Raw genomic sequence first — 19,265 nt, 5'->3', positions numbered from 1 at the left:
GGGTAACAAACGCACTTTCTAGACATAAATGAATACTCAGATGAAGGCTGGCAAGCTTATGTATTTTTCATTGCATTCTTCTGCACTTTTATCTTGCAAAACACAAGAGAAGAAAGACAAGAAGGAAAGAGAGAAAGAAAAGATAAAGAAAGAAATGAAGAAACGGCAAAAAGAGATGGAAAAAGAAATAGAAAATGGCCTTAACCGGTTTAAGAAGTGGATTCAGGAAGAATAAAGCAAAATGGAAAAAGGATATTGAGAAGTTGGTCTCGTGTAATGATCAACATGATTTCGATGCATTTATGAGGTAGTGGTTAGGCTACCTTTGTCTGGAGTTAAGAAGCTTCGTCGCAAAGAAAAACGATAAACCGGTTCTGATCATTAATGAAAAATGATTAGAGCCGGTTTTTTGCGTGAACTCGAAGTTGTAGGATATGAATCTATAACAGGATAAACTTTATCAGCATTTACTTCCAAAGTCACAGTCCTTCACAATGGAATCAACCTTGTTTTGGTTGAAACCGAATAAGGGGAATCAGTATTTAAGTTAGAGTGATGGGCGAGCTGAAGAGGGGACGCAGATAGGCGTTGCAGTTAACCTGAATGAAGGATTGGAACCCAACTGTTATTAAAAAGATAGAGCCCGCTATGAAAGCGAGTTCTATTCACAATAAGACATGATCCTAATCTGCAATCAGGCTTCTTGTAACGTAACCACTACTTCCTCCGCATATGAATCAGTAAACCGAATCATCCCATGTTCCCGTACAATCCGCCCTTCCTTCATGCGAATATCAAGCCAATCGTTTTAAAGGAAGGCGCATATCCACCTTGGCCGAATTCCCCGCCAAATGCGATGATGTTTTCATAAACAGCTTCCTATTGGTCGCGACTGGTGTCTGGATACGACTTCGTATATAACCAAAACTGCACATCGTTCATGACATATGCAGTCTGTTATTGCCTATAAATAAGAAAAACGAACCTGAAACAATTGGATTCGATAAGTATTGCGCACTGACATGTGTGAAGGAATATAGTAGTAATGAGAAATATTTATATGAATATTTAGAATATATATTAAAATGAAGGGGAATAAGGGGTTATGAAGAAATGTACTTAAACGGAGCAGGTTTGTGAAAAAACGAGGGAATTAGTAAGGAATTTAATCAAAAGCTTTTGTAGTCATCTGTAACTTTATAATTTTAAACGAATTATCTTTTGGAGGTATAAATATGAATGGAATTGATGTGTTAAAAAGGTTTGGCTTTCAAATAGACAAAGAGCCTAAAAGTATTTATCCTTTTTCACCTGTATATCGAATAACTGATAAAGGGAAAGAGTTAATTGTTAAAAGGACACAAAATCCGATAGAGGAAGCAAGAAAATTAGTAAATTATACTACATATCTAAAGAATAATGGTATTAAAGTAGTCACCCCTGTGGATATTCAAATGGACAATCCACAAGATATTGGAGAGGAAACATATGTTGTCTATCCTTTTATTGAAGGAACAACTTATAGAGGAACTGATAATCAAATATTTGATGCAGGTAAACTGCTGGGACAAATACATCAACTATCTCTTGAAGATAATAAATATGAGTTGGAAGAATATGATGTTTATGATTTTAACAATGAAGAAATTGAAGAAAGTGTTCAAGCAATCGAAGAGTTTGCAAAAAAAGTTAATCATAGAACTGATGGCATTCTATTAAAAGAAAAACTGTTACAAATCGTTACCCAACAAGAAGAGCTAAAAAATGTTGGGTTGCCAAATGTCGCAACACCACACGATTATAAAGCTAATAATTTAATTTATTCTCCGAAACCTTATTTAATTGACCCAGATAATGCTAAATGGATTCCTCGAATATTTGATTTAGCGTTAGTTTTACTTTTGTTTCATAATGAATTATCAACTGCACCAGATAAGATATTTACACCGAATCAATGGGAACTTTTCCTGTCTGGGTATAAAGAATCGGTCAGTTTAACTGATTTAGAAAAGAGTTATTGGCAAAAATCCATAGAACACGTATTTTTAGATGAAGTAATGTGGCTAATGGCTGAGTTTGAGGAAGATTGGGATAATCCTTCACAACTAAAGCTTTTTGATAGCTTGATAGATTTAGTATTCGATTCATCAAAGTATAAATTTAATTGACATTAATTAGTTGTAAAACTTTACCCTTAATAATGTAAAGTGGAACTTGATTCATGTTTCAACTCCTCATGAGCCCAAGGAGAAAAATTTTGTTTTTTTACCAGTTCTTAGTGCATTGTTTGATTAAACGAGAATTGTCTCATACCCTTGCTATTGCCATTCCTTTAGTTTCAGGACGTTTTCGAATGAACTGCGCATAAGTAGGACACACACATAAAACGCTAAGACATCTTATCGTTTTTTTTTATAAATTAACAGAAAAGACAACTATTAGATCAATCAGCTCTGAGGAGTAAAAATTCTTCGAGATAAACCTTCCGAGATTACTGCCTCCCCGACAAATTCCGATGTATATATTTAAAAAAATTACTGAATATTTCCGCTGGATCAGATCTCATTGTGCTAAGATATATAATGATATTCACCAAACGGCCAGATAGCAAAAGTGGAACATCGCTGAATGGGCTATGTATTATTTTCTAAAGGGAAATACTGTTAAAGAGGGATTATCAAATATGTTGTGGGTAGAGGGGGGCTAAAGTTGGGATTTGTTGATGACTTAGCAGGTGCTATATATGATATTTTAAAGTTTTTTATATGGGCAATTAGCTACTTAGTTGCAGGGGCGATAATTGTTGCAGTTCCTATGTACTTGACAGTTTGGATGATTGGTTTATTTCAGTAATCATATTGGGAAGCCGTTGCGGTTAAGCAATTTGCGTCCGTTCTGCAAACGGCCCAGTTAGCTGAACAAAAATATGTTTAAATTGAAACTATTTCCAATAGATATCGTTAAACTTATGCATGGAGAATTGTTGTGAAATTTGCACTTTATTTTTGAGAGGAGAATTGAGAAGTGAGGAAAAAAGCTATCATTGCAGGGATTTTATTTAGTTTAATTTTGTTAGTCGCGTGTAATACAACCGAGGTATTAGAAAGCGAGCAAGAAGTAGTAATTTCCCAAGAAAACGGTGGGGATGATGGAATATCAAATTTCTTATCTGAATTACAAAATGAAACAAATGAATCTATTACAAAGGAGACGGAACTTGAAAGTGATTCACTAGCAATAATGGTTGGTGGGAGTATTAACGAATTAACAGTTTCAGTAGGTTTTCCAAAGGATGCCAAAATTGATAATACATTGATTCAGCAAATAGTTGAAGAGTCTATTAAGAATGTTTCTGAAACAGAAACAGCAACAGATAGTGAAGAAGAAATAAAAACGAAAATAAAAATAAAGATTGAGGAATACTAACGGGATGTTTTGATTTATCAGCAAAAAATCGGTTGGCCGGAACAAGTAATAGAGTAAGTCTATCCTTATCTATAAGTTTCTGGATAAATAATTAATTTGAAGGATATAGTCAATAATTATAATAGGGGCTGTCCAATATGTTCCTGAAATAGAACAGGTGAGGAAAACAATTCGTTTTTCCCCACCTGTTCTTGTATTATTCCCTTTTAAAACTGAAAGTAGCACGTGGATGCCAGCTACTTTCAGTAGATTGTGGGCCAATGCCCAAGCGGGTAGATGAATAGATCGTCTTTCCGTGAATGTCCAGTTCTTTGTGGATTGAATATCATTCTTGTAGTTGCAAATCTGATCTTCCACATGTTTATTGAAAAAAGCAATCAAAGTTGATCTTATATTTTTTGACTATGGACCCAAGGAAATAAATGGCCAAGTTGTAATAGATCATACAATGTGCTATGGTTTAAAGTACAGACTAATAGAAATACTATAAATGGCCGCATGATCTAAAAACTCTTAAAAACTAAATAGTATGCACTAGGGGTGTTATTTAACTGAGATGAGTAGTGACTCAAACCCTTTGAACCTGATCTAGCTGAAACTAGCGTAGGAAAGTGTAAACTCTTGGATATACGAAGAGGGATGACTCTGTCTTCTTTTTGGTATGTCATCATAGTGTTACGCAACTTTCCTTTTGGAAGGTTGCGTTTTTTATTTTTAGCTGCCATTTACCGTTTCAAATAATATACGTACAGGAGTGGTTGGGATGAGTAAAGTCGTATTGGTAACAGGAAGTAGTCAAGGGTTAGGGGCAACGATCGTAAGGACATTGGCAAACCAAGGATTTCGGGTAGTCGTCAATTACAATAAGAGCAAAGAGGCAGCCGACAAAATTGTTTCCGAGATTGGAAAGGAGCATGCGATTGCCATTCAAGCGGATGTCACCAATCGTACAGAAGTGGATCGTATGGTAGAAGAGGCAACTGACTATTTTGGGCAAATTGATGTTGTGGTGAATAATGCATTGATCGATTTTAAATTTGATCCAATCAAGCAGAAACCTTTCGCAGAATTATCTTGGGATGATTATCAAAGACAATTAGATGGTACGTTAAAAGCGGCATTTAACGTAATTCAAAGTGTCGTCCCTCAATTTATTGAACGACAAAATGGAAGTATTATTAGTATAGGGACAAATTTATTTCAAAATCCTGTCGTACCTTATCATGAATATACGACAGCGAAAGCAGGTTTAATCGGTTTTACACGTAATATAGCTGCCGAATTAGGGGCGTATGGCATAAAGGCGAATGTCGTTTCAGGGGGCTTATTGAAAACAACTAACGCCAGTGCTGTTACAACGCCGGAAGTATTCGATTTAATTGCCAACTCAACGCCGTTGAAGAAAGTCACCACACCTCAAGACGTTGCGAATATGGTCGCTTATTTGGCTTCAGAACATGCAAGCGGCATTACAGGTCAGAATTTTACCGTCGATGGCGGTTTAACAATGAACTGACAAATGGGGGTGTGAAAAATGGCTGAAATGAAAGGAAAACATTTAAACTTAGGTGTTTTGCTGTATGGCTGCGGACACCACCAAGCTGCTTGGCTAATGCCTGATTCAAGTGTTGAACGGATTGGTGATATTACCTATTATCAGAACTTGGCTAAGTTGGCGGAAAGGGGCTTGCTTGACGTCGTATTCTTTGCAGATAATCAATCATTTGTAGGCAAAGAAACCAGTGATATGCCGGCGTTTTGGTTTGATCCACTGATCAATTTAACAGCCATATCCCAAGTGACAGAGCATGTAGGGTTAGTTCCAACGATCTCAAGTACTTTTTCCAATCCATTTACGGCTTCACGGCAGCTTTTGAGTTTAGACCATATAACAAAAGGTCGTGTTGGTTGGAATCTTGTTACTTCAATGACTGATGTTGAAGCGCAGAATCATAGTATGGATAAGCTACCATCTCATGATGATCGCTATGAAAAAGCAGATGAATTTGCAACGTTAATGAATCAGTTGTTTCTTTCCTGGGACAGTAAAGCGTTTCTGCATCAACGTGAAGAGAAAAAGTTGATCGATCCTTCAAATATATCGCCATTTCATCATGAAGGTACCTATTTTAAGGTGCGTGGACCGTCCACTACGCCGAAAAGTCCACAAGGTAAACCGGTCGCAATGCAGGCAGGGGCGTCCAAACAAGGTATTGCATTAGCCGCAAAGCATGCCGATGCTGTTTACTCAGTGTCGTGGAACTTCAAGCAAGCAAAAAGATTTCGAGAAAAAATCAATGAGCAAGTGAAACAAAGCGAGAATAGCGACAAACATATTAAAGTGTTCCCAGGCTTAGTAACTTATGTCGGTAAGAGTCGTGAAGAGGCTTTCGCTAAGAAAGCGGCATTAGACGAACAATTACCTATTGAAACGGCTTTAAAACAGCTGAGCATTTTTGTTCGACAAGACTGCTCCAATTGGGCACTTGATGAAAAGGTTCCACCATTGCCGCCTGTGGAGGAATTTACTGGACCGGTCGGCCGATATGAGACGATATTAGAAATACTTCAGGATACAAACCCAACAGTAAGGGAGCTATTGGGGTATCTAAATGCTGGAGGAGGACATTTCACACTCATCGGCACGCCTGAAGAGATTGTCGATCAGATGGAGCTTTGGTTTGAAGCAGGGGTAGCCGATGGTTTTAATCTTATGCCTCCCACATTGCCCGGTAGCTTAGAGGACTTTGTTGAATTTATAGTACCCGAGCTGCAAAAGAGAGGTCTTTTCAAAAACAAATATGAAGGCCACACGTTGCGTGAACATTTGGGACTAGCCTAGTAAAAGATTAGTAAATGGCAAGTGATTCTATACTGCTAACCTTTAAAATCAGCACCGTGCAACGTTGTGCTATCAATATGATCAATCCCTTAACGAAATATATCAATCATTTAGTGGATAAGAAAGCTGGACGATAGTGAATCGAATTGCGTACAGTTTTTTCATCGCGAAAAACTCACGGACAATAAAACCCTTCCACCGGCTTATCAAAAAGCATAAACATATCTTTGAAATACGTTTCATCAACTAACTTGTCCAAAACGCCTTTGTAATACCCCGGCAAATTACGGATAGCTTTCTTCTTCGTAGCCATCACAGTAATCATTAAAGCACGATACGCAAGGTCTTCGAATACGTGGAGATCGTCTTTGTAAATATCAAACTTCAACATGCTTCCAGATAGGGCCCTATGAATTCCGTAGAATTCACGGGCCATTTTTGTGTCTCCGATCGTTGCGGCAAGCAAGTCTTTCATTCGACTAAATAGACTTGTGGAGTACTTTGACGATTCCGTAGGAGACGTGTAGTTAAGATCTTTAGATTTTAATAAAGATTTAGAAAGAGTAGCTTCGTCTGCCGGAAGCTGCTCTTTTTCCTCGTTCTCATACGGTTTGTCGTCATGGTCACGGTCGTTCATTTTCCCCTGGTCATCGAAAGGTAAAATGCTGTAAATGTTGGCGCCAAGCCCGCTCATGACCGGTCGGATGTAATGGATTTTCTCGATGATGCGTAGGTTGACGAGTTTGCGGATTGCCCGTCTTACTGTTACATTGGATTTTCCAATCGCTTCCTCGATCGTTCCGTGTTTCAAATGAGCAGCCCCATATTTAACGGAGTAGCGGCGAATGACGTCTAAAACTTGGCGATCTGAATTCGTCATTTCATCATAGTGGATCATCACATGCTGTTCAGCTGCAACGTCCATTTCCTCAATTGTTTGAAATCGTGCGTATTCTTTCAGATAGTGTGTCATGCTCATTCCCCCTTTGCCCTCTATATAGAAGGGAGGGGTCAAAAAGGATACTCTGGAGAAAGAGAAATTTGAAATAGTTCTAAAAGACTATGAATACCTCTTGATTTGCCTTACCTTGAAACCTACGAACTTGACGAAATGGATAAAGAGGAGTATTATATTTTAGCCGTAGAGTTAAAGTTATTTTAAAATAACATTTTCCGTAGATATAAAGAGAATTAAGAAGTAAAAGGTTGGTGAATTACATGAGAAAACAACGGAATGTGAAAGATTTTCTTTTCCACAACTTTTTAGGAATCTATGCAGTCGCTGTCTTGATGATATGGGTGAAAACATATATTGCTCAGGCTACACAATTTGATTTAGGGGTAGAAGGACCACTTCAACAATTCCTATTACTGATCAATCCACTCGGTTCAGCATTGCTGTTTTTAGGAATTTCTTTTCTGTTTAAAGGTACGAGAAAATATACTGCCCTTGTTATGATTTACACGCTCATGTCGATTCTTTTATATGCGAATATCGTCTATTATCGATTTTTTAGTGATTTTATTACATTGCCTACCCTTTTCCAAACGCAAAATTTTGGAGATTTAGGCGGCAGTGTCCTTTCCTTGTTAGAGCCTTATGATATTTTGTTCTTTGTGGACGTAATCGTCATGTTGTACCTTCGATTTTCACGCAAGGTACGAAAAGAGACAAATCGAATTGGGTTTAAAAAAGCAGCCCCGATACTTGTAGGGGCCTTAGTCCTTTCGTTGGTCAACTTAGGGCTTGCCGAATCGAGCCGTCCGCAGCTATTGACGCGCGGCTTTGATCGGAATTATATTGTGAAATATTTAGGGATGTACAATTACTCGATTTATGACTCGGTGGAAACAGCAGCGGCCTCATCACAGCGGGCGCTTGCAGATAGTAGTGACATTACAGAAGTAATCAACTCTACACAATCTACTTACGCTGAACCGAACAAAGAGTATTTTGGGATCGCAAAAGGAATGAATGTCATCTATTTGCATTTAGAATCATTCCAAAGCTTCCTCATCAACTACAAATTGAACGGGGAAGAAGTGACACCGTTTTTAAATTCATTAACAAAAGATGAGAATACAGCGTATTTCGATAACTTCTTCCACCAAACAGGCCAAGGCAAAACGTCCGATGCGGAATTCATGTTGGAGAACTCCATTTTCGGTCTGCCGCAAGGATCTGCTTTTATTACGAAAGCGCAAAATACGTACCAAGCTGCGCCAAGCATTTTAAAGGATCACGGATATACATCCGCTGTCTTCCACGGCAATAACGGCAGCTTCTGGAATCGGAATACGATCTACAAAGCGTTTGGGTACGATCATTTCTTCGATGCAAATTATTATGATACGAGTGACCCGATCGACATGGCCGAATACGGACTGTTGGACAAACCGTTCTATGAGCAATCTGAAAGCATGCTAGCTTCATTGCCGCAGCCTTTCTATGCGAAATTCATTACGGTTGCAAACCACTATCCGTATGCGATGAATCAAGACCTAGTGACAATTGATAAAGCAGAGACTGGAGACGCTAGTGTGGATGATTATTTCCAAACGGCGCGTTATACGGACGAGACGATTCAAACAGTCTTCACTCGATTAAAAGAAATGGGTTTATATGATAACTCAGTCATTGTGCTGTATGGTGACCATTATGGTATTTCAGACAACCATAAAAAAGCAATGAGCAAAATCATAGGGAAAGACATTACACCTTATGAAAGTGCGAACTTGCAACGCGTCCCATTATTCATACATGTCCCCGGAATGAAAGGCGGCATCAACCATACGTATGGCGGCCAGACAGACCTTCTTCCGACGTTATTGCATTTGCTTGGAATTGATACGAAAGACTTTATTCAATTTGGTTCCGATTTATTCTCGGAAGAGCATAATGAAATTGTGCCATTCAGAAACGGTGATTTCGTCAGTCCGACAATTGATTCCATCAACGAGAAGTTCTATGATAGTCAAACAGGCTTGCCGCTCGACGATCGACACTTGGAGCGCGCTGAAGAAATGAAAAAAGAAGTGGATGAGAAATTGGGGCTTTCTGATAAAGTCGTAAATGGCGACTTATTGAGGTTTTATACGCCAAAAGGATACACCCCTGTCGATCCATCTCAGTATAACTACACAAAAGATGCAAATGTAGAATTAAGCGAATGATAAAAAGTAACAAAAGAAGCATGTTCTCTCTGAATGGGGAGGGCGTGCTTCTTTTTATGCCAGCAAATCAGTTACATGAACAAGGCAGCGGTAATGTCCGCGCTGTCGAAATAGATCCGCAAGAGGATAGCGATCACTAATGTTCGTTCCATTCGTGGGCTTTATCCTTAATCAAAATAATCCCCGTATAAGCTTTCGTATTCTTGCTTTGTCATTCCAAAAAAAATCGCATCATAGTATTGTCCATTCGTATACACCATATTTCTTAATTGTCCCTCACGTACAAAACCCATTCGTTCATGAAGTTTAATCGATGGTTCGTTGAAAGCATACACATGAGGTGTTACCTTTTGGTATCGTAGTTCCATGAAAAAGTATCGCAACACAAGCAAGATCATTTCTTTGGCATACCCTTTCCCCTGATAGTTTCTGGATAGAGCAATTCCATACTTGAACGTTCCATGTCGTCTCTTGCATTGGGAAGTACTAATCTCACCTATAACATTGCCATCTACATCTTCTGCAATCCAAAAAAACTGGTCTTCGGTTTTGGGGTTTTGTTCTTTTTGTATCCATTCTATGATTTGCTCACTCGTTTCGGGCAGTTGAATTTCATCTAAACGTCTCATTATTTCATCATCATAGGTTTGAAAAAAAGAGGCGTCTTTTTCTTCAAGTGCCCGTAATCGAATTTTTTTGCCTTGCCAATAGTTATAAGACATTGTATTCACCTTTTCTCTACTAAATTTTCGATTCATCGGAGGGAAAGTCGGACTTTAACAAGGAATACATGTATAAATCATCAAATTTCCCATCAAAGTATTCGTAACTTCTTAGTAACCCTTCTTTAAGAAAACCAAGTTTTTCAACCAATTTTTGCGATGCAATATTAGGTGGTTCAATGACTGCTTCGATCCTATTTATGTTCAAATGCTCGAAGCCATATTTGATGACAGCTTTTACTGCTTCTTGAGCAATTCCTTGCCCCCAAAAATCTTTGCTTAACACAAACCCAATATCAGCTCTGAAATGTTCAGAAACCATATTATAAAAAACACAGCTTCCGATAACTTGATGATCTCCTTTTAATGTAATTCCCCATCTAATCCCTCTTTTTTCATGGAACAAGGATTCATACCTTGAAATTGCTTTTATCGCTTCATCGACGGTTTGAAATGGTTTCGTACCATAATGTTTCATCACTTCATCATCGGATAGGTACTTAAAAATATCAGGGGCATCGTCTTTTTCAATCCGTCTTAATATTACTCGATTCGTTTCTAATATCGGAAATGTATCTGATTGATTGTTCATCAAAAATTCTCTCCTTTTTTGCCTATAAGGCTTAATGAATGTTGTACTTTTAAAACGATGAAATGGTCTTGCTTGAGCAAATGGTTCAAACAAAATAGACCGATAAAATGCATATGATCAAATTACAAGTCGTAATCTCATTGAATTTTCTTAGCCTTCTTAAAGGTCTTTTAAATAGTTTAAATTATCCAATAGCAAGGATAAATAGAAACAATGATTCGGAAACAAACTCACCATAAAAAAGCACTGATCTCTTTAAAAAGAAACCAGTGTAAATTGTCTATTTTCTCGAATAAACGATTTTTTTAATTGTTTCGGTTGAAAGAAAATATTCTTGAGCTAATTGGCAAATGGACTTGCCACTAGTAAATCCATCTCTTATAGAAGCGTTTCTTTCATCGATTTTCTTTCTTCCGCCTGAAAGAGATCCCCATTTTTCATACGTACACTTTTGTTTTGGGATATAGATTGTTTCACCTTGAACATATTTTTGGATCTCAACTAAAAGTTCTTCAGGTAAAATAGTCGTTGCTTTAATATATTTCACTTTTGCCAGCCCCTTATTTTTTGGTTAATGAAAATAAGGTGCAAAGCCAAGTTTTTGGTCAAAAGGCGATTGTTTTTAATGCTAACTCATGCAAAGAAATCGCCCATTTATTACTCGGCTTTGCATGAGTTCTTGCATATTTTGTTAACAAGAAATGTCTTTCCATTTTTGCAACTCCTTTCTTGCTGAATAAGATGAACAAAACAGTATAACCTCACCAACAGTCATTCAATAACTTCAACGGATTCACAGCTATTGATCATTAGTTTATTGTATTGGCTATACTTGTATTTTGATCACTCAATATCAGTGTCTTTTAACCATGATGCTTTCAGCAATTTTGCTTACAGTTCGTACTGACAGCAAGAGGGACAGAGCGACGATTACTAAAGATAAAAAAAGCAAAAAGATACCGCTTCCTACATCGAATGGAGAAATCCGATAAACAGTGCTAAATACTTTGAAGTAAATGAGCATAAACGCAGCAACCAAGAGATAGTGAACAACTTTATATCTTTTAGTCAAGTTTGATCCCTCCGTGTCTAAAAACTAGAGCATCGTATTTTCCCGCTTTATTATATAACAATTGGACAAAGAAAAATTTAATAAAGTGACCATTAAGACTAACTTAAATAATTTAACAAATGAATACAATTCAAAAGGGTTTCTATGAAATTATACCTGTATTAACCATTAGTTTTTCGGGGGAGAGATAACAGTGAAAACAAGTTTTGGTTTATAGTCTCGCGCTTACATTAATACTTCAAGTGCCAATTGATACATCAGTATCCGCACAAATCAGTATCTAGTAAAATAAAAACAAGAATAGATTCTAATGTGGATACTCATACTTCGAGTACATTTCCTCAAAGTTAGTATTATGCTTTCCTCCACAATCCACCTGAACAAGGCAAAAAGCCGCAAGTTTTATAAAAGTTAGAGTGTTTAGGCTCAAAAGTTAGTGTGACAATTTCTAAACCAAACTTCTCGGATTCTTTCAATAGTTCTTTAACTAGTTTAGCCCCGATTCCTTGGTTTTGGTACTGGGGGTGCACAAGAATATCTTCCATATAGCCATGTTGTAATCCCATACCCGATACATATCCAAATCCGATTAGCTTTTCTTCCTGGTTCCGAACACCTGCCCAGAAGTTACAACGTTTAAAGAGAGTGGGATAGTCATTATCTCGTCTATCCCACCCTATAACTTCTCGTAAGTCTGGTACTTCATTGTCATATATTGATGGGTTAATATTTATTCGATACCTCATTGAATCCCTCCAAAAGTAATTAGGATAGGGGAAAAGAAAAACCCTTTTTGTAGAATGAAGTGCACACCATACAATTTTTGCACTTGGCTTTTTAAGTGAATAACCTCTTTTTCCAACCCTTGTCTAATTTCAGTTACACATTGTTTCATGTCCTTTAAGTATTAGCGATTCTGATACTACGTTCGTTGTTCATAAAGGTCTTTTAGATAGTTTAAATTATCCATTAGTATGAAGAGAAAAAATGATAAAGAAACAAACTAATCATAAAAAGCACTGATTCCCTTTAAAAAGAAACCAATGCAAATAACAAAAGGTGACAATCTGCCCCCTTTAAAAATCAATCCTATGCTTTCGAAGCATATTCCTTTGCCTCTTTCTTTTTAATCCCGTACCCTAAAAAAACTCCAAGCAAAAATATAATCAAAAAATTACCGTCAAAGTTTTTTGTAAACAAACCGATCACTACCCAAGCAACAAGTATTCCCGCTATTAACATTACTAAATCTTTAGACATTTAATTACCCCTTTTTCACAGAATATTTTTTGTGAGATGATCTATTTTACTGCTATGAAATTTTTTCAAAGTTTAGCTCTGTTACTATAGATTGCTCGACTTTTTAAAGAACTTTTACAATTATAACATAATTTCACTTAATTCTTTTCACACTTTGCGCGATACAGTTGAAATTGCTATCAGTTTCAACTTCTTTTTATTTGCTCACTGAATCCACTTGGATTTCCACGCTGACACATTCAAAATTCACACAGAAGTTCATAGTGGATACGGGATGTCTATTAAAAGTTGCAAAAGAGAAAAAATACAAGTTGAATCGCATCAAGCAAATTTCTCCTATAGCTGCCCACAATTATCCGCTTCCATTCATAGTAAAATCAACCGTCAGCATCCAAAACTGAATCTATATTGGGGCCGCATAATTAAAAGTAAATGCCCATATAAACATAGAGACAAACTATTAAAGGATGGTTAATTGACGCATGTATGGTTTATCGGTTTTTTATCAACCTTTGCTGGAATTAGCGCAGGAGGACTTGTTGCAAGTTGCATAAGCGGTTTTAAAAGAAGCATTGGCACAATCTACGCTATTTGTACCGGATTGATATTAGGGTTAATTAGCTTCGAATTAATGCCGGAAGCGATAGAAATGGGAAATTGGATCATTGTTGCCGTAGGTTTCATTGCAGGAGTGATCGTCTTTCATTTTCTCCATGAAAAATTGGAGAGTAAACCTATGCCTGTGAAGTCGAGTGAAATTCGTGGTATGAGAATGGGGATATTTTTAGCGCTCATCATTTCGATCCATAACTTTCCCGTAGGTGTCGTATTAGGAGCTAGTGAACAGAGCAAATTTAGCATAGCATTATTACAGGCACTAGTACTGCATAATATCCCCGAAGGTATGATCCTGTTCACCCCGTTCTTCATTTACCTGTTATTTCTTCTCTCTGTTGTCATTGCAATTCCTGTCGCACTTGGTGCGTTGATCGGAGAAATGATCGGCATTCAAAACAATCTCTTATGGGCATTTTTAATTAGCTCGACAATCGGAACGATATATATGGTTGTAATCAAAGAAATCTTGCCAGAATCCATACGACAAGCCTCTAATCATTATAGTTTATTCATTGCGGTAATTGCTTTTTTCATGATGGGTATATATTTGCTTTATGTATAAAGGGGGTTATAGGGAGACTAAAAAACAGGTGAAAATAGGGCACTTTTATTTATGTGGAGCGATAGAACCAACCTTACATGTTATATCCTAATCAAGTGTTGAAAAAATGAAGATAGGCTTTTTCTATGAAAATAAGGATTGTTTATACGCCTTGTGGGCACATTTTGCATTTTTTGAATGAAGTATGCATCTTTGACGGTCGTTAAATGGATCTGTTTACGTCGATGTAAAGTATGCTGTCATACATGGATTGAGGAGCGAAAGTTCATGAAAGTTTTATTTGTTTCATTTCCTATGCTCAGCTTTTTTGGTAGGTGCCTAATAGTTTAATTTGCCACAGCAATAGGTGAATTTTAACAGTTATAATGATAGAATGATTGTTGTGCTGTCCCATTATTATTTGAGAAGAAAGTAGTGAAAATGTATGGCAATCGCATCGCATTCTGTTATCATTCCAGCCTCCGTAGAGAACGTATGGAATTATGTGAGTCAAATTGAAAACTGGGCAACAATGGTTCCAGCCTATAAGGAACATGAACAAATTGATGAGCATAAGTCAGTTTGGACATTCGAAGGGAATTTTAAAGGTCTTAAAAAGACAGTGAAAATGGAATTGAACATTACGGAATTCCATGAGCCATCTATGATTCGATTCGAATTAAATGGCATTACAGACAACTTTACAGGTAGTGGAGAGTTCACTGCTGAAGAAACAGATGGGAAAACTACGATGTTGGGGACGCTTGAAGTGAATGCAGGCGGCTTAGCCGGCGCTGTGTTATCACCTGTTATTAAAATGGTGCTGCCAAAAGTGACAACACGCTTAACAGAAAAAATTGCTCGCCAAATTAATCGGGAAGAGCTGCCGGTTTCGTAAATAAGATTGAGAAAAGTACCTGCCTGCACAGGTGCTTTTTATTTTGCCTTTGATTAGGTTGTAGGCAATGAAAGGGTACGCATAAAGGAATATTGGCATAGGCTATTCACATAAAGTAATTTTAGGAATCTGAGCAAACGATTGAAATTATTAAATCCGTAATGAACGAATACTTCTTAGTAAATCCATTTTAATTAGGGAGTGTAGTATGGGCGCGATTAATGGAAAAGAATATATTAGCCGATTGAATCAGCTGAACAATGAGATTTGGTATGACGGTGAAAAAATTGAAGGACCGATCTCCGAACATCCAGCCTTTAAGGGGATTATTCAGTCAAAAGCTGCACTTTATGATATGCAGCATGATCCGAAAATCACAAATGAGATGACTTTTCAATCTCCAGTATCTGGGGAGCCGATTGGTCTTTCTTATTTGCAGCCGAAAACGAAAGAGGACTTAACAAGAAGAAGAAAAATGATTGAACATTGGGCTCGGTATTCAGGTGGTGTAATGGGAAGAAGTCCAGATTATTTAAACACTGTTTTAACAAGTTTTGCTTCTTCAAAAGAGTTTTTAAAGAATAAAAATAGGTGTTTTCCGAATCACTTACAAGCATTTTATGAAATGGTAAGAGAAAATGATTTGTCGTTGACACATACTTTTATTTCTCCACAAGTAAATCGTTCCCCAACTTACATTGAAAACAGTGAAGAGCCAATCGCCGCAAAAGTAGTTGATAGAAATGAAGAAGGAATTATTATTAAAGGAGCCCGTCTTCTCGCTACGCAAGGCGGCTTAACAGATGAAGTGCTAGTCTTTAGTGTTGGGAAGTTTTTATTTAATGAAGATGAAGCTTTTGCTTTTTCAATTCCATCGAATACGAAAGGGATCAAGTTCATTTGCCGAGGGACATTCATTGGCGATGAATCTTCTTTTAATCATCCATTAAGCTCACGGTTCGAAGAGATGGATTCAATTATTGTTTTTGATAACGTATTAGTGCCTTGGGAGAGAGTTTTTTATTATAACAATGCGGAGGTAGCCGAGCAATTTCCACTTGAGAGCTCCTTCCATCACTTTGCGAAGCACCAAGTAGTAAGTAGACAGATTGTCAAAACAGAGTTCGTTTTAGGGATTGCTGAGCTTTTGATTGAAACGATCAATATTAGCGGATATCAGCATATTCAAGAAAAAATGTCAGAAATCATCATTGGTCTGGAAACGATGAGAGCCTTATTGGAAAAAGCGGAAAACAATGCGAAGGTCGATCAATGGGGATATATGCGGCCTGACATCTTTCCATTACAAGTTGCAGGTAACATTTTTCCTAAAATCTATCCACGTTTTATTGAAATCATCCAGTTAATTGGAGCAAGTGGGATGATCACATTGCCAACTGAAAAAGCATTTTATTCCCCTATAAGAATTGACTTAGACAAATATCTTAAAGGGGCTACGAAGAACGCAGAAGAACGTGTAAAAATATTTCGTTTAGCTTGGGATCTCACAATGAGTTCATTTGGTACAAGGCAAACCCAATATGAGAGATATTTTTTCGGTGATCCAATTCGATCAGCAAGTGAATTATATAAAAGGTACCCAAAAGATGAATCTGTAAAGATGGTTGGCAGTTTCCTGAATATAGGGAAGGCATAGTAACCGATCGTAATAGATTCAATGCACACACTAAAAGGAGATTGAAAAATTAACTATTTTTCAATCTCTTTTGACGTTCAATTATAGAAGGTCTATTCAATTCATTGCAAATGTGAAGTAGCTGTTATATAATTATCTCGAATTCGAGGTATTGTTTGATGGATGACCTAAATATGAGGATGATTCAAGGAATCATGCTTTCTTATAAATCTTTTAATAAATATCTCGAAATGAGAATATCTTAATTTGAAACAAATAGAGGTAGAAATAATAATGAATTCGAATACGAAAAGAAATGCGGCTGCCAACAATATAAGTGGTAAAGGAAGTGTTGAATCAGGATCAATATGAGATAGTGATGGGAATTATGTTCTGAAAGAAAAAGTGGAAAAGGCCGATTCAAAGTACAAGAACGAAATTAACCAAGAAAGGTGGATGTCCATGCTTTCCATTGATCCGCTTAGAAATACGGAAAGGGAGAATTATAAACTTCTGATTGGAAGCATTATTCCAAGACCTATTGCATTCGTGACGTCATTGTCTGAAGATGGTGTTTTAAATGGCGCTCCGTTTAGTTATTTTAATATTGTCTCTTCCAATCCTCCAATGATTTCTTTAGCGATTCAACGTTCGGGAGGAAAACAGAAGGATACGGCTCGAAATAGTATAAAGAAACAAGAATTTGTCGTTCATATTGTAGATGAAGACAACGTGGAAATGGTGAATCAAACAGCTGTAAGCCTGCCGCCAAATGAAAGTGAAGTGGAGGTGGCGCAATTCACTCTCGTAAATAGTACGAAAATTTCAGTTCCGGGAGTAAAACAAGCCAAAATTCGAATGGAGTGCATTTTAGAGCATTCCTTGCAATTGGGCGATAAAGAGCAGCCCGGCTGTGATCTACTCATTGGTAAAGTCGTTCAATTCCATGTCGCAAATGAGCTTTATGAAAATGGAAGAATTGATGCGGAAGGTTTGGCAGCTGTCAGTCGATTAGCAGGAGCAAACTATGCGAAAATCGGGGAGGTTTTTGCTATAGAGCGTCCTAAATAAGATGAAAACAATATAGACTATACTTAGGGAGGGGTGTACTTTATGAAATATGTCATCATCGGTGGAGATGCAGCAGGGATGAGTGCTGCTATGCAAATTATTAAACATGATCGGGAAGCAAAAGTTGTTACATTAGAAAAGGGTGGAATTTATTCGTATGGACAGTGCGGACTTCCGTATACGATCAACGGTTTGATTCCTTCAACGGATGATCTCATTGCGAGAAGCGTTGATACGTTCCGAAATAAATTAGGCATCGACGCGCGGGCTTATCACGAAGTACAATCCATCGATCCAAAGACAAAAACTGTTGCGGGTCAGGATTTACAATCCGGGAAGATGTTCAGCATTTCTTACGATAAATTATTAATCGCCAGTGGTGCGAGCCCTGTCATCCCCGACTGGAAAGGGATCGGTCTGAATGGTGTACACACGTTAAAAACAATTCCAGACGCTGAACGAATCATTCAAAATCTTAGTGAAGATATACAACATGTGACGGTTGTTGGTGGAGGGTATATCGGCCTCGAAATGGCGGAAAGCTTCCGAACCGTTGGAAAGAACGTTCGGTTAATACATCGTGGAACGTATGTTGGTAAGATGTTCGATGCAGATATGGCGCAATACATCCACAAAGAAGCTGAAAAACAAGGCATTGAATTAATTCTGAACGAGCATGTGACAGCCATTGAGGGAGATCGGTCGGTTGAATTGATACGAACGGATCAAAATCTGTATAGCACTGACCTCGTATTAATTTCTGCCGGTATTAAGCCGAATACATCTTTTATACAAGGGACTGGAATTACTACAGGGATAAGAGGTGCTATTCAAACGAATCGTTACATGGAAACGAATGTGAGGGACATTTATGCGGCTGGAGATTGTACACTTCACTATCATATGGTTAAAGAGCAGGATGACTATATTCCACTTGGGACTACGGCCAATAAACAGGGACGTATTGCAGGGCTGAATATGGCAGGGCAACAGAGAATGTTTAAAGGAATAACCGGTTCCTCTATACTAAAGTTCATGGATTTGTCATTGGGAAAGACCGGCTTATCAGAATGGGAAGCAAAACAATTGAACATCCCCTATGACGTTGTAAAGATTGAGGCGAAGGACATTGCCGATTATTATCCGGGATCTCGTCCACTTCATATTAAGCTCACTTATAGAAGTGACAATTTTCGTTTGCTCGGTGGACAAGTCATCGGGGAAAAAGGTGTCGATAAACGAGTGGACGTATTGGGCACTGCTCTCTTCAATGAAATGACAATCTTTGACCTTGAGGATCTCGACTTAAGTTATGCTCCCCCTTTTAATGGCAGCTGGGATCCAATTCAACGAGCTGCAAGACAGGCAATGAGAGGTTTGACAGATCGGAATTAAAAAGCGAAAGACCTCTAC

The 19,265-nt window shown here is 37.7% G+C and carries 19 protein-coding genes and 1 riboswitch; of the genes, 12 read left to right on the top strand and 7 right to left on the bottom strand.

Annotated features, from left to right (window positions below; all coding sequences use genetic code 11):
- The first annotated feature begins 58 nt into the window (after positions 1–58).
- The 6 genes from ACFQ38_RS09075 (at position 59) to ACFQ38_RS09050 (ending at position 6,268) form a co-directional block, all read left to right on the top strand.
- A complete protein-coding gene (locus ACFQ38_RS09075; RefSeq protein ID WP_381480453.1) occupies positions 59–235 on the top strand; it encodes a hypothetical protein in 177 nt (58 codons plus the stop codon).
- 1,000 nt (positions 236–1,235) lie between these two features.
- Positions 1,236–2,168 (top strand): aminoglycoside phosphotransferase family protein, encoded by a 933-nt coding sequence (locus ACFQ38_RS09070; protein ID WP_381480452.1) that lies wholly within the window; start codon positions 1,236–1,238, stop codon positions 2,166–2,168.
- A 541-nt stretch (positions 2,169–2,709) separates the two neighbouring features.
- On the top strand, positions 2,710–2,853 hold the full coding sequence (locus ACFQ38_RS09065) for a hypothetical protein (RefSeq protein ID WP_381480451.1): 144 nt from the start codon (positions 2,710–2,712) through the stop codon (positions 2,851–2,853).
- Between the two features lie 171 nt (positions 2,854–3,024).
- Positions 3,025–3,426 (top strand): topoisomerase, encoded by a 402-nt coding sequence (locus tag ACFQ38_RS09060; protein ID WP_336823650.1) that lies wholly within the window; start codon positions 3,025–3,027, stop codon positions 3,424–3,426.
- Positions 3,427–3,952: 526 nt separating this feature from the next.
- Positions 3,953–4,053, top strand: a riboswitch (TPP riboswitch).
- A gap of 136 nt (positions 4,054–4,189) precedes the next feature.
- The gene (locus tag ACFQ38_RS09055; RefSeq protein ID WP_381480450.1) at positions 4,190–4,942 is read left to right on the top strand and encodes a 3-oxoacyl-ACP reductase; all 753 of its coding nucleotides are present in this window, start codon (positions 4,190–4,192) and stop codon (positions 4,940–4,942) included.
- 18 nt (positions 4,943–4,960) lie between these two features.
- Positions 4,961–6,268: an LLM class flavin-dependent oxidoreductase gene (locus tag ACFQ38_RS09050; protein ID WP_381480449.1), complete on the top strand. Its 1,308-nt coding sequence runs from the start codon at positions 4,961–4,963 to the stop codon at positions 6,266–6,268.
- A gap of 175 nt (positions 6,269–6,443) precedes the next feature.
- Here the strand turns inward: ACFQ38_RS09050 and ACFQ38_RS09045 are convergent, their stop codons facing one another.
- On the bottom strand, positions 6,444–7,241 hold the full coding sequence (locus ACFQ38_RS09045; RefSeq protein ID WP_381480448.1) for a hypothetical protein: 798 nt from the start codon (positions 7,239–7,241) through the stop codon (positions 6,444–6,446).
- Between the two features lie 245 nt (positions 7,242–7,486).
- Between ACFQ38_RS09045 and ACFQ38_RS09040 the strand changes: the two genes are divergently transcribed.
- Complete coding sequence (locus ACFQ38_RS09040) at positions 7,487–9,442, top strand: LTA synthase family protein (RefSeq protein WP_381480447.1); 1,956 nt, start codon at positions 7,487–7,489, stop codon at positions 9,440–9,442.
- A 167-nt stretch (positions 9,443–9,609) separates the two neighbouring features.
- Here ACFQ38_RS09040 and ACFQ38_RS09035 read toward each other — a convergent pair whose 3' ends face one another.
- The 6 genes from ACFQ38_RS09035 to ACFQ38_RS09010 all read right to left on the bottom strand — a co-directional run bounded on the left by ACFQ38_RS09035 (position 9,610) and on the right by ACFQ38_RS09010 (position 13,088).
- Positions 9,610–10,164, bottom strand: a complete 555-nt coding sequence (locus ACFQ38_RS09035; protein ID WP_381480446.1) for a GNAT family N-acetyltransferase — start codon at positions 10,162–10,164, stop codon at positions 9,610–9,612.
- A gap of 19 nt (positions 10,165–10,183) precedes the next feature.
- Entirely contained in the window at positions 10,184–10,756 is a 573-nt protein-coding gene (locus tag ACFQ38_RS09030) for a GNAT family N-acetyltransferase (protein WP_381480444.1), read from the bottom strand.
- 280 nt (positions 10,757–11,036) lie between these two features.
- The gene (locus ACFQ38_RS09025) at positions 11,037–11,303 is read right to left on the bottom strand and encodes a CD3324 family protein (protein ID WP_381480443.1); all 267 of its coding nucleotides are present in this window, start codon (positions 11,301–11,303) and stop codon (positions 11,037–11,039) included.
- Positions 11,304–11,609: 306 nt separating this feature from the next.
- A complete protein-coding gene (locus tag ACFQ38_RS09020; protein ID WP_381480442.1) occupies positions 11,610–11,828 on the bottom strand; it encodes a hypothetical protein in 219 nt (72 codons plus the stop codon).
- A gap of 353 nt (positions 11,829–12,181) precedes the next feature.
- Entirely contained in the window at positions 12,182–12,574 is a 393-nt protein-coding gene (locus ACFQ38_RS09015) for a GNAT family N-acetyltransferase (RefSeq protein ID WP_381480441.1), read from the bottom strand.
- Positions 12,575–12,917: 343 nt separating this feature from the next.
- Positions 12,918–13,088 carry a hypothetical protein gene (locus ACFQ38_RS09010; RefSeq protein WP_336823658.1) on the bottom strand — a complete coding sequence of 57 codons (171 nt, stop codon included), beginning with the start codon at positions 13,086–13,088 and terminating at the stop codon, positions 12,918–12,920.
- A 475-nt stretch (positions 13,089–13,563) separates the two neighbouring features.
- Here ACFQ38_RS09010 and ACFQ38_RS09005 point away from each other — a divergent pair, with 475 nt between their 5' ends.
- The 5 genes from ACFQ38_RS09005 (at position 13,564) to ACFQ38_RS08985 (ending at position 19,247) form a co-directional block, all read left to right on the top strand.
- Positions 13,564–14,268 carry a ZIP family metal transporter gene (locus ACFQ38_RS09005; RefSeq protein ID WP_381480439.1) on the top strand — a complete coding sequence of 235 codons (705 nt, stop codon included), beginning with the start codon at positions 13,564–13,566 and terminating at the stop codon, positions 14,266–14,268.
- A 424-nt stretch (positions 14,269–14,692) separates the two neighbouring features.
- The gene (locus ACFQ38_RS09000; protein ID WP_381480438.1) at positions 14,693–15,145 is read left to right on the top strand and encodes a CoxG family protein; all 453 of its coding nucleotides are present in this window, start codon (positions 14,693–14,695) and stop codon (positions 15,143–15,145) included.
- A 208-nt stretch (positions 15,146–15,353) separates the two neighbouring features.
- Positions 15,354–16,802, top strand: coding sequence for a 4-hydroxyphenylacetate 3-monooxygenase, oxygenase component (hpaB, locus tag ACFQ38_RS08995; protein ID WP_336823661.1), 1,449 nt, complete (start codon positions 15,354–15,356; stop codon positions 16,800–16,802).
- A gap of 441 nt (positions 16,803–17,243) precedes the next feature.
- Positions 17,244–17,852: a flavin reductase family protein gene (locus ACFQ38_RS08990; protein ID WP_336823662.1), complete on the top strand. Its 609-nt coding sequence runs from the start codon at positions 17,244–17,246 to the stop codon at positions 17,850–17,852.
- 42 nt (positions 17,853–17,894) lie between these two features.
- Positions 17,895–19,247, top strand: a complete 1,353-nt coding sequence (locus tag ACFQ38_RS08985; protein ID WP_381480437.1) for an FAD-dependent oxidoreductase — start codon at positions 17,895–17,897, stop codon at positions 19,245–19,247.
- The last annotated feature ends 18 nt before the right edge of the window (positions 19,248–19,265 follow it).

It is taken from the genome of Sporosarcina contaminans, from assembly GCF_042679045.1.
GTDB classification, from domain to species: Bacteria; Bacillota; Bacilli; order Bacillales_A; family Planococcaceae; genus Sporosarcina; species Sporosarcina contaminans.
The sequence above is the reverse complement of the archived record's forward strand: the minus strand, read 5'-3'. Positions and strand labels throughout refer to the sequence as shown.

Coding starts and splice junctions, on each gene's coding strand:
- ACFQ38_RS09075 (WP_381480453.1), top strand. CDS start 59: ATGTATTTTTCATTGCATTCTTCTGCACTTTTATCTTGCAAAACACAA.
- ACFQ38_RS09070 (WP_381480452.1), top strand. CDS start 1,236: ATGAATGGAATTGATGTGTTAAAAAGGTTTGGCTTTCAAATAGACAAA.
- ACFQ38_RS09055 (WP_381480450.1), top strand. CDS start 4,190: ATGAGTAAAGTCGTATTGGTAACAGGAAGTAGTCAAGGGTTAGGGGCA.
- ACFQ38_RS09050 (WP_381480449.1), top strand. CDS start 4,961: ATGGCTGAAATGAAAGGAAAACATTTAAACTTAGGTGTTTTGCTGTAT.
- ACFQ38_RS09045 (WP_381480448.1), bottom strand. CDS start 7,241: ATGACACACTATCTGAAAGAATACGCACGATTTCAAACAATTGAGGAA.
- ACFQ38_RS09040 (WP_381480447.1), top strand. CDS start 7,487: ATGAGAAAACAACGGAATGTGAAAGATTTTCTTTTCCACAACTTTTTA.
- ACFQ38_RS09035 (WP_381480446.1), bottom strand. CDS start 10,164: ATGTCTTATAACTATTGGCAAGGCAAAAAAATTCGATTACGGGCACTT.
- ACFQ38_RS09030 (WP_381480444.1), bottom strand. CDS start 10,756: ATGAACAATCAATCAGATACATTTCCGATATTAGAAACGAATCGAGTA.
- ACFQ38_RS09015 (WP_381480441.1), bottom strand. CDS start 12,574: ATGAGGTATCGAATAAATATTAACCCATCAATATATGACAATGAAGTA.
- ACFQ38_RS09010 (WP_336823658.1), bottom strand. CDS start 13,088: ATGTCTAAAGATTTAGTAATGTTAATAGCGGGAATACTTGTTGCTTGG.
- ACFQ38_RS09000 (WP_381480438.1), top strand. CDS start 14,693: ATGGCAATCGCATCGCATTCTGTTATCATTCCAGCCTCCGTAGAGAAC.
- hpaB (WP_336823661.1), top strand. CDS start 15,354: ATGGGCGCGATTAATGGAAAAGAATATATTAGCCGATTGAATCAGCTG.
- ACFQ38_RS08990 (WP_336823662.1), top strand. CDS start 17,244: ATGCTTTCCATTGATCCGCTTAGAAATACGGAAAGGGAGAATTATAAA.
- ACFQ38_RS08985 (WP_381480437.1), top strand. CDS start 17,895: ATGAAATATGTCATCATCGGTGGAGATGCAGCAGGGATGAGTGCTGCT.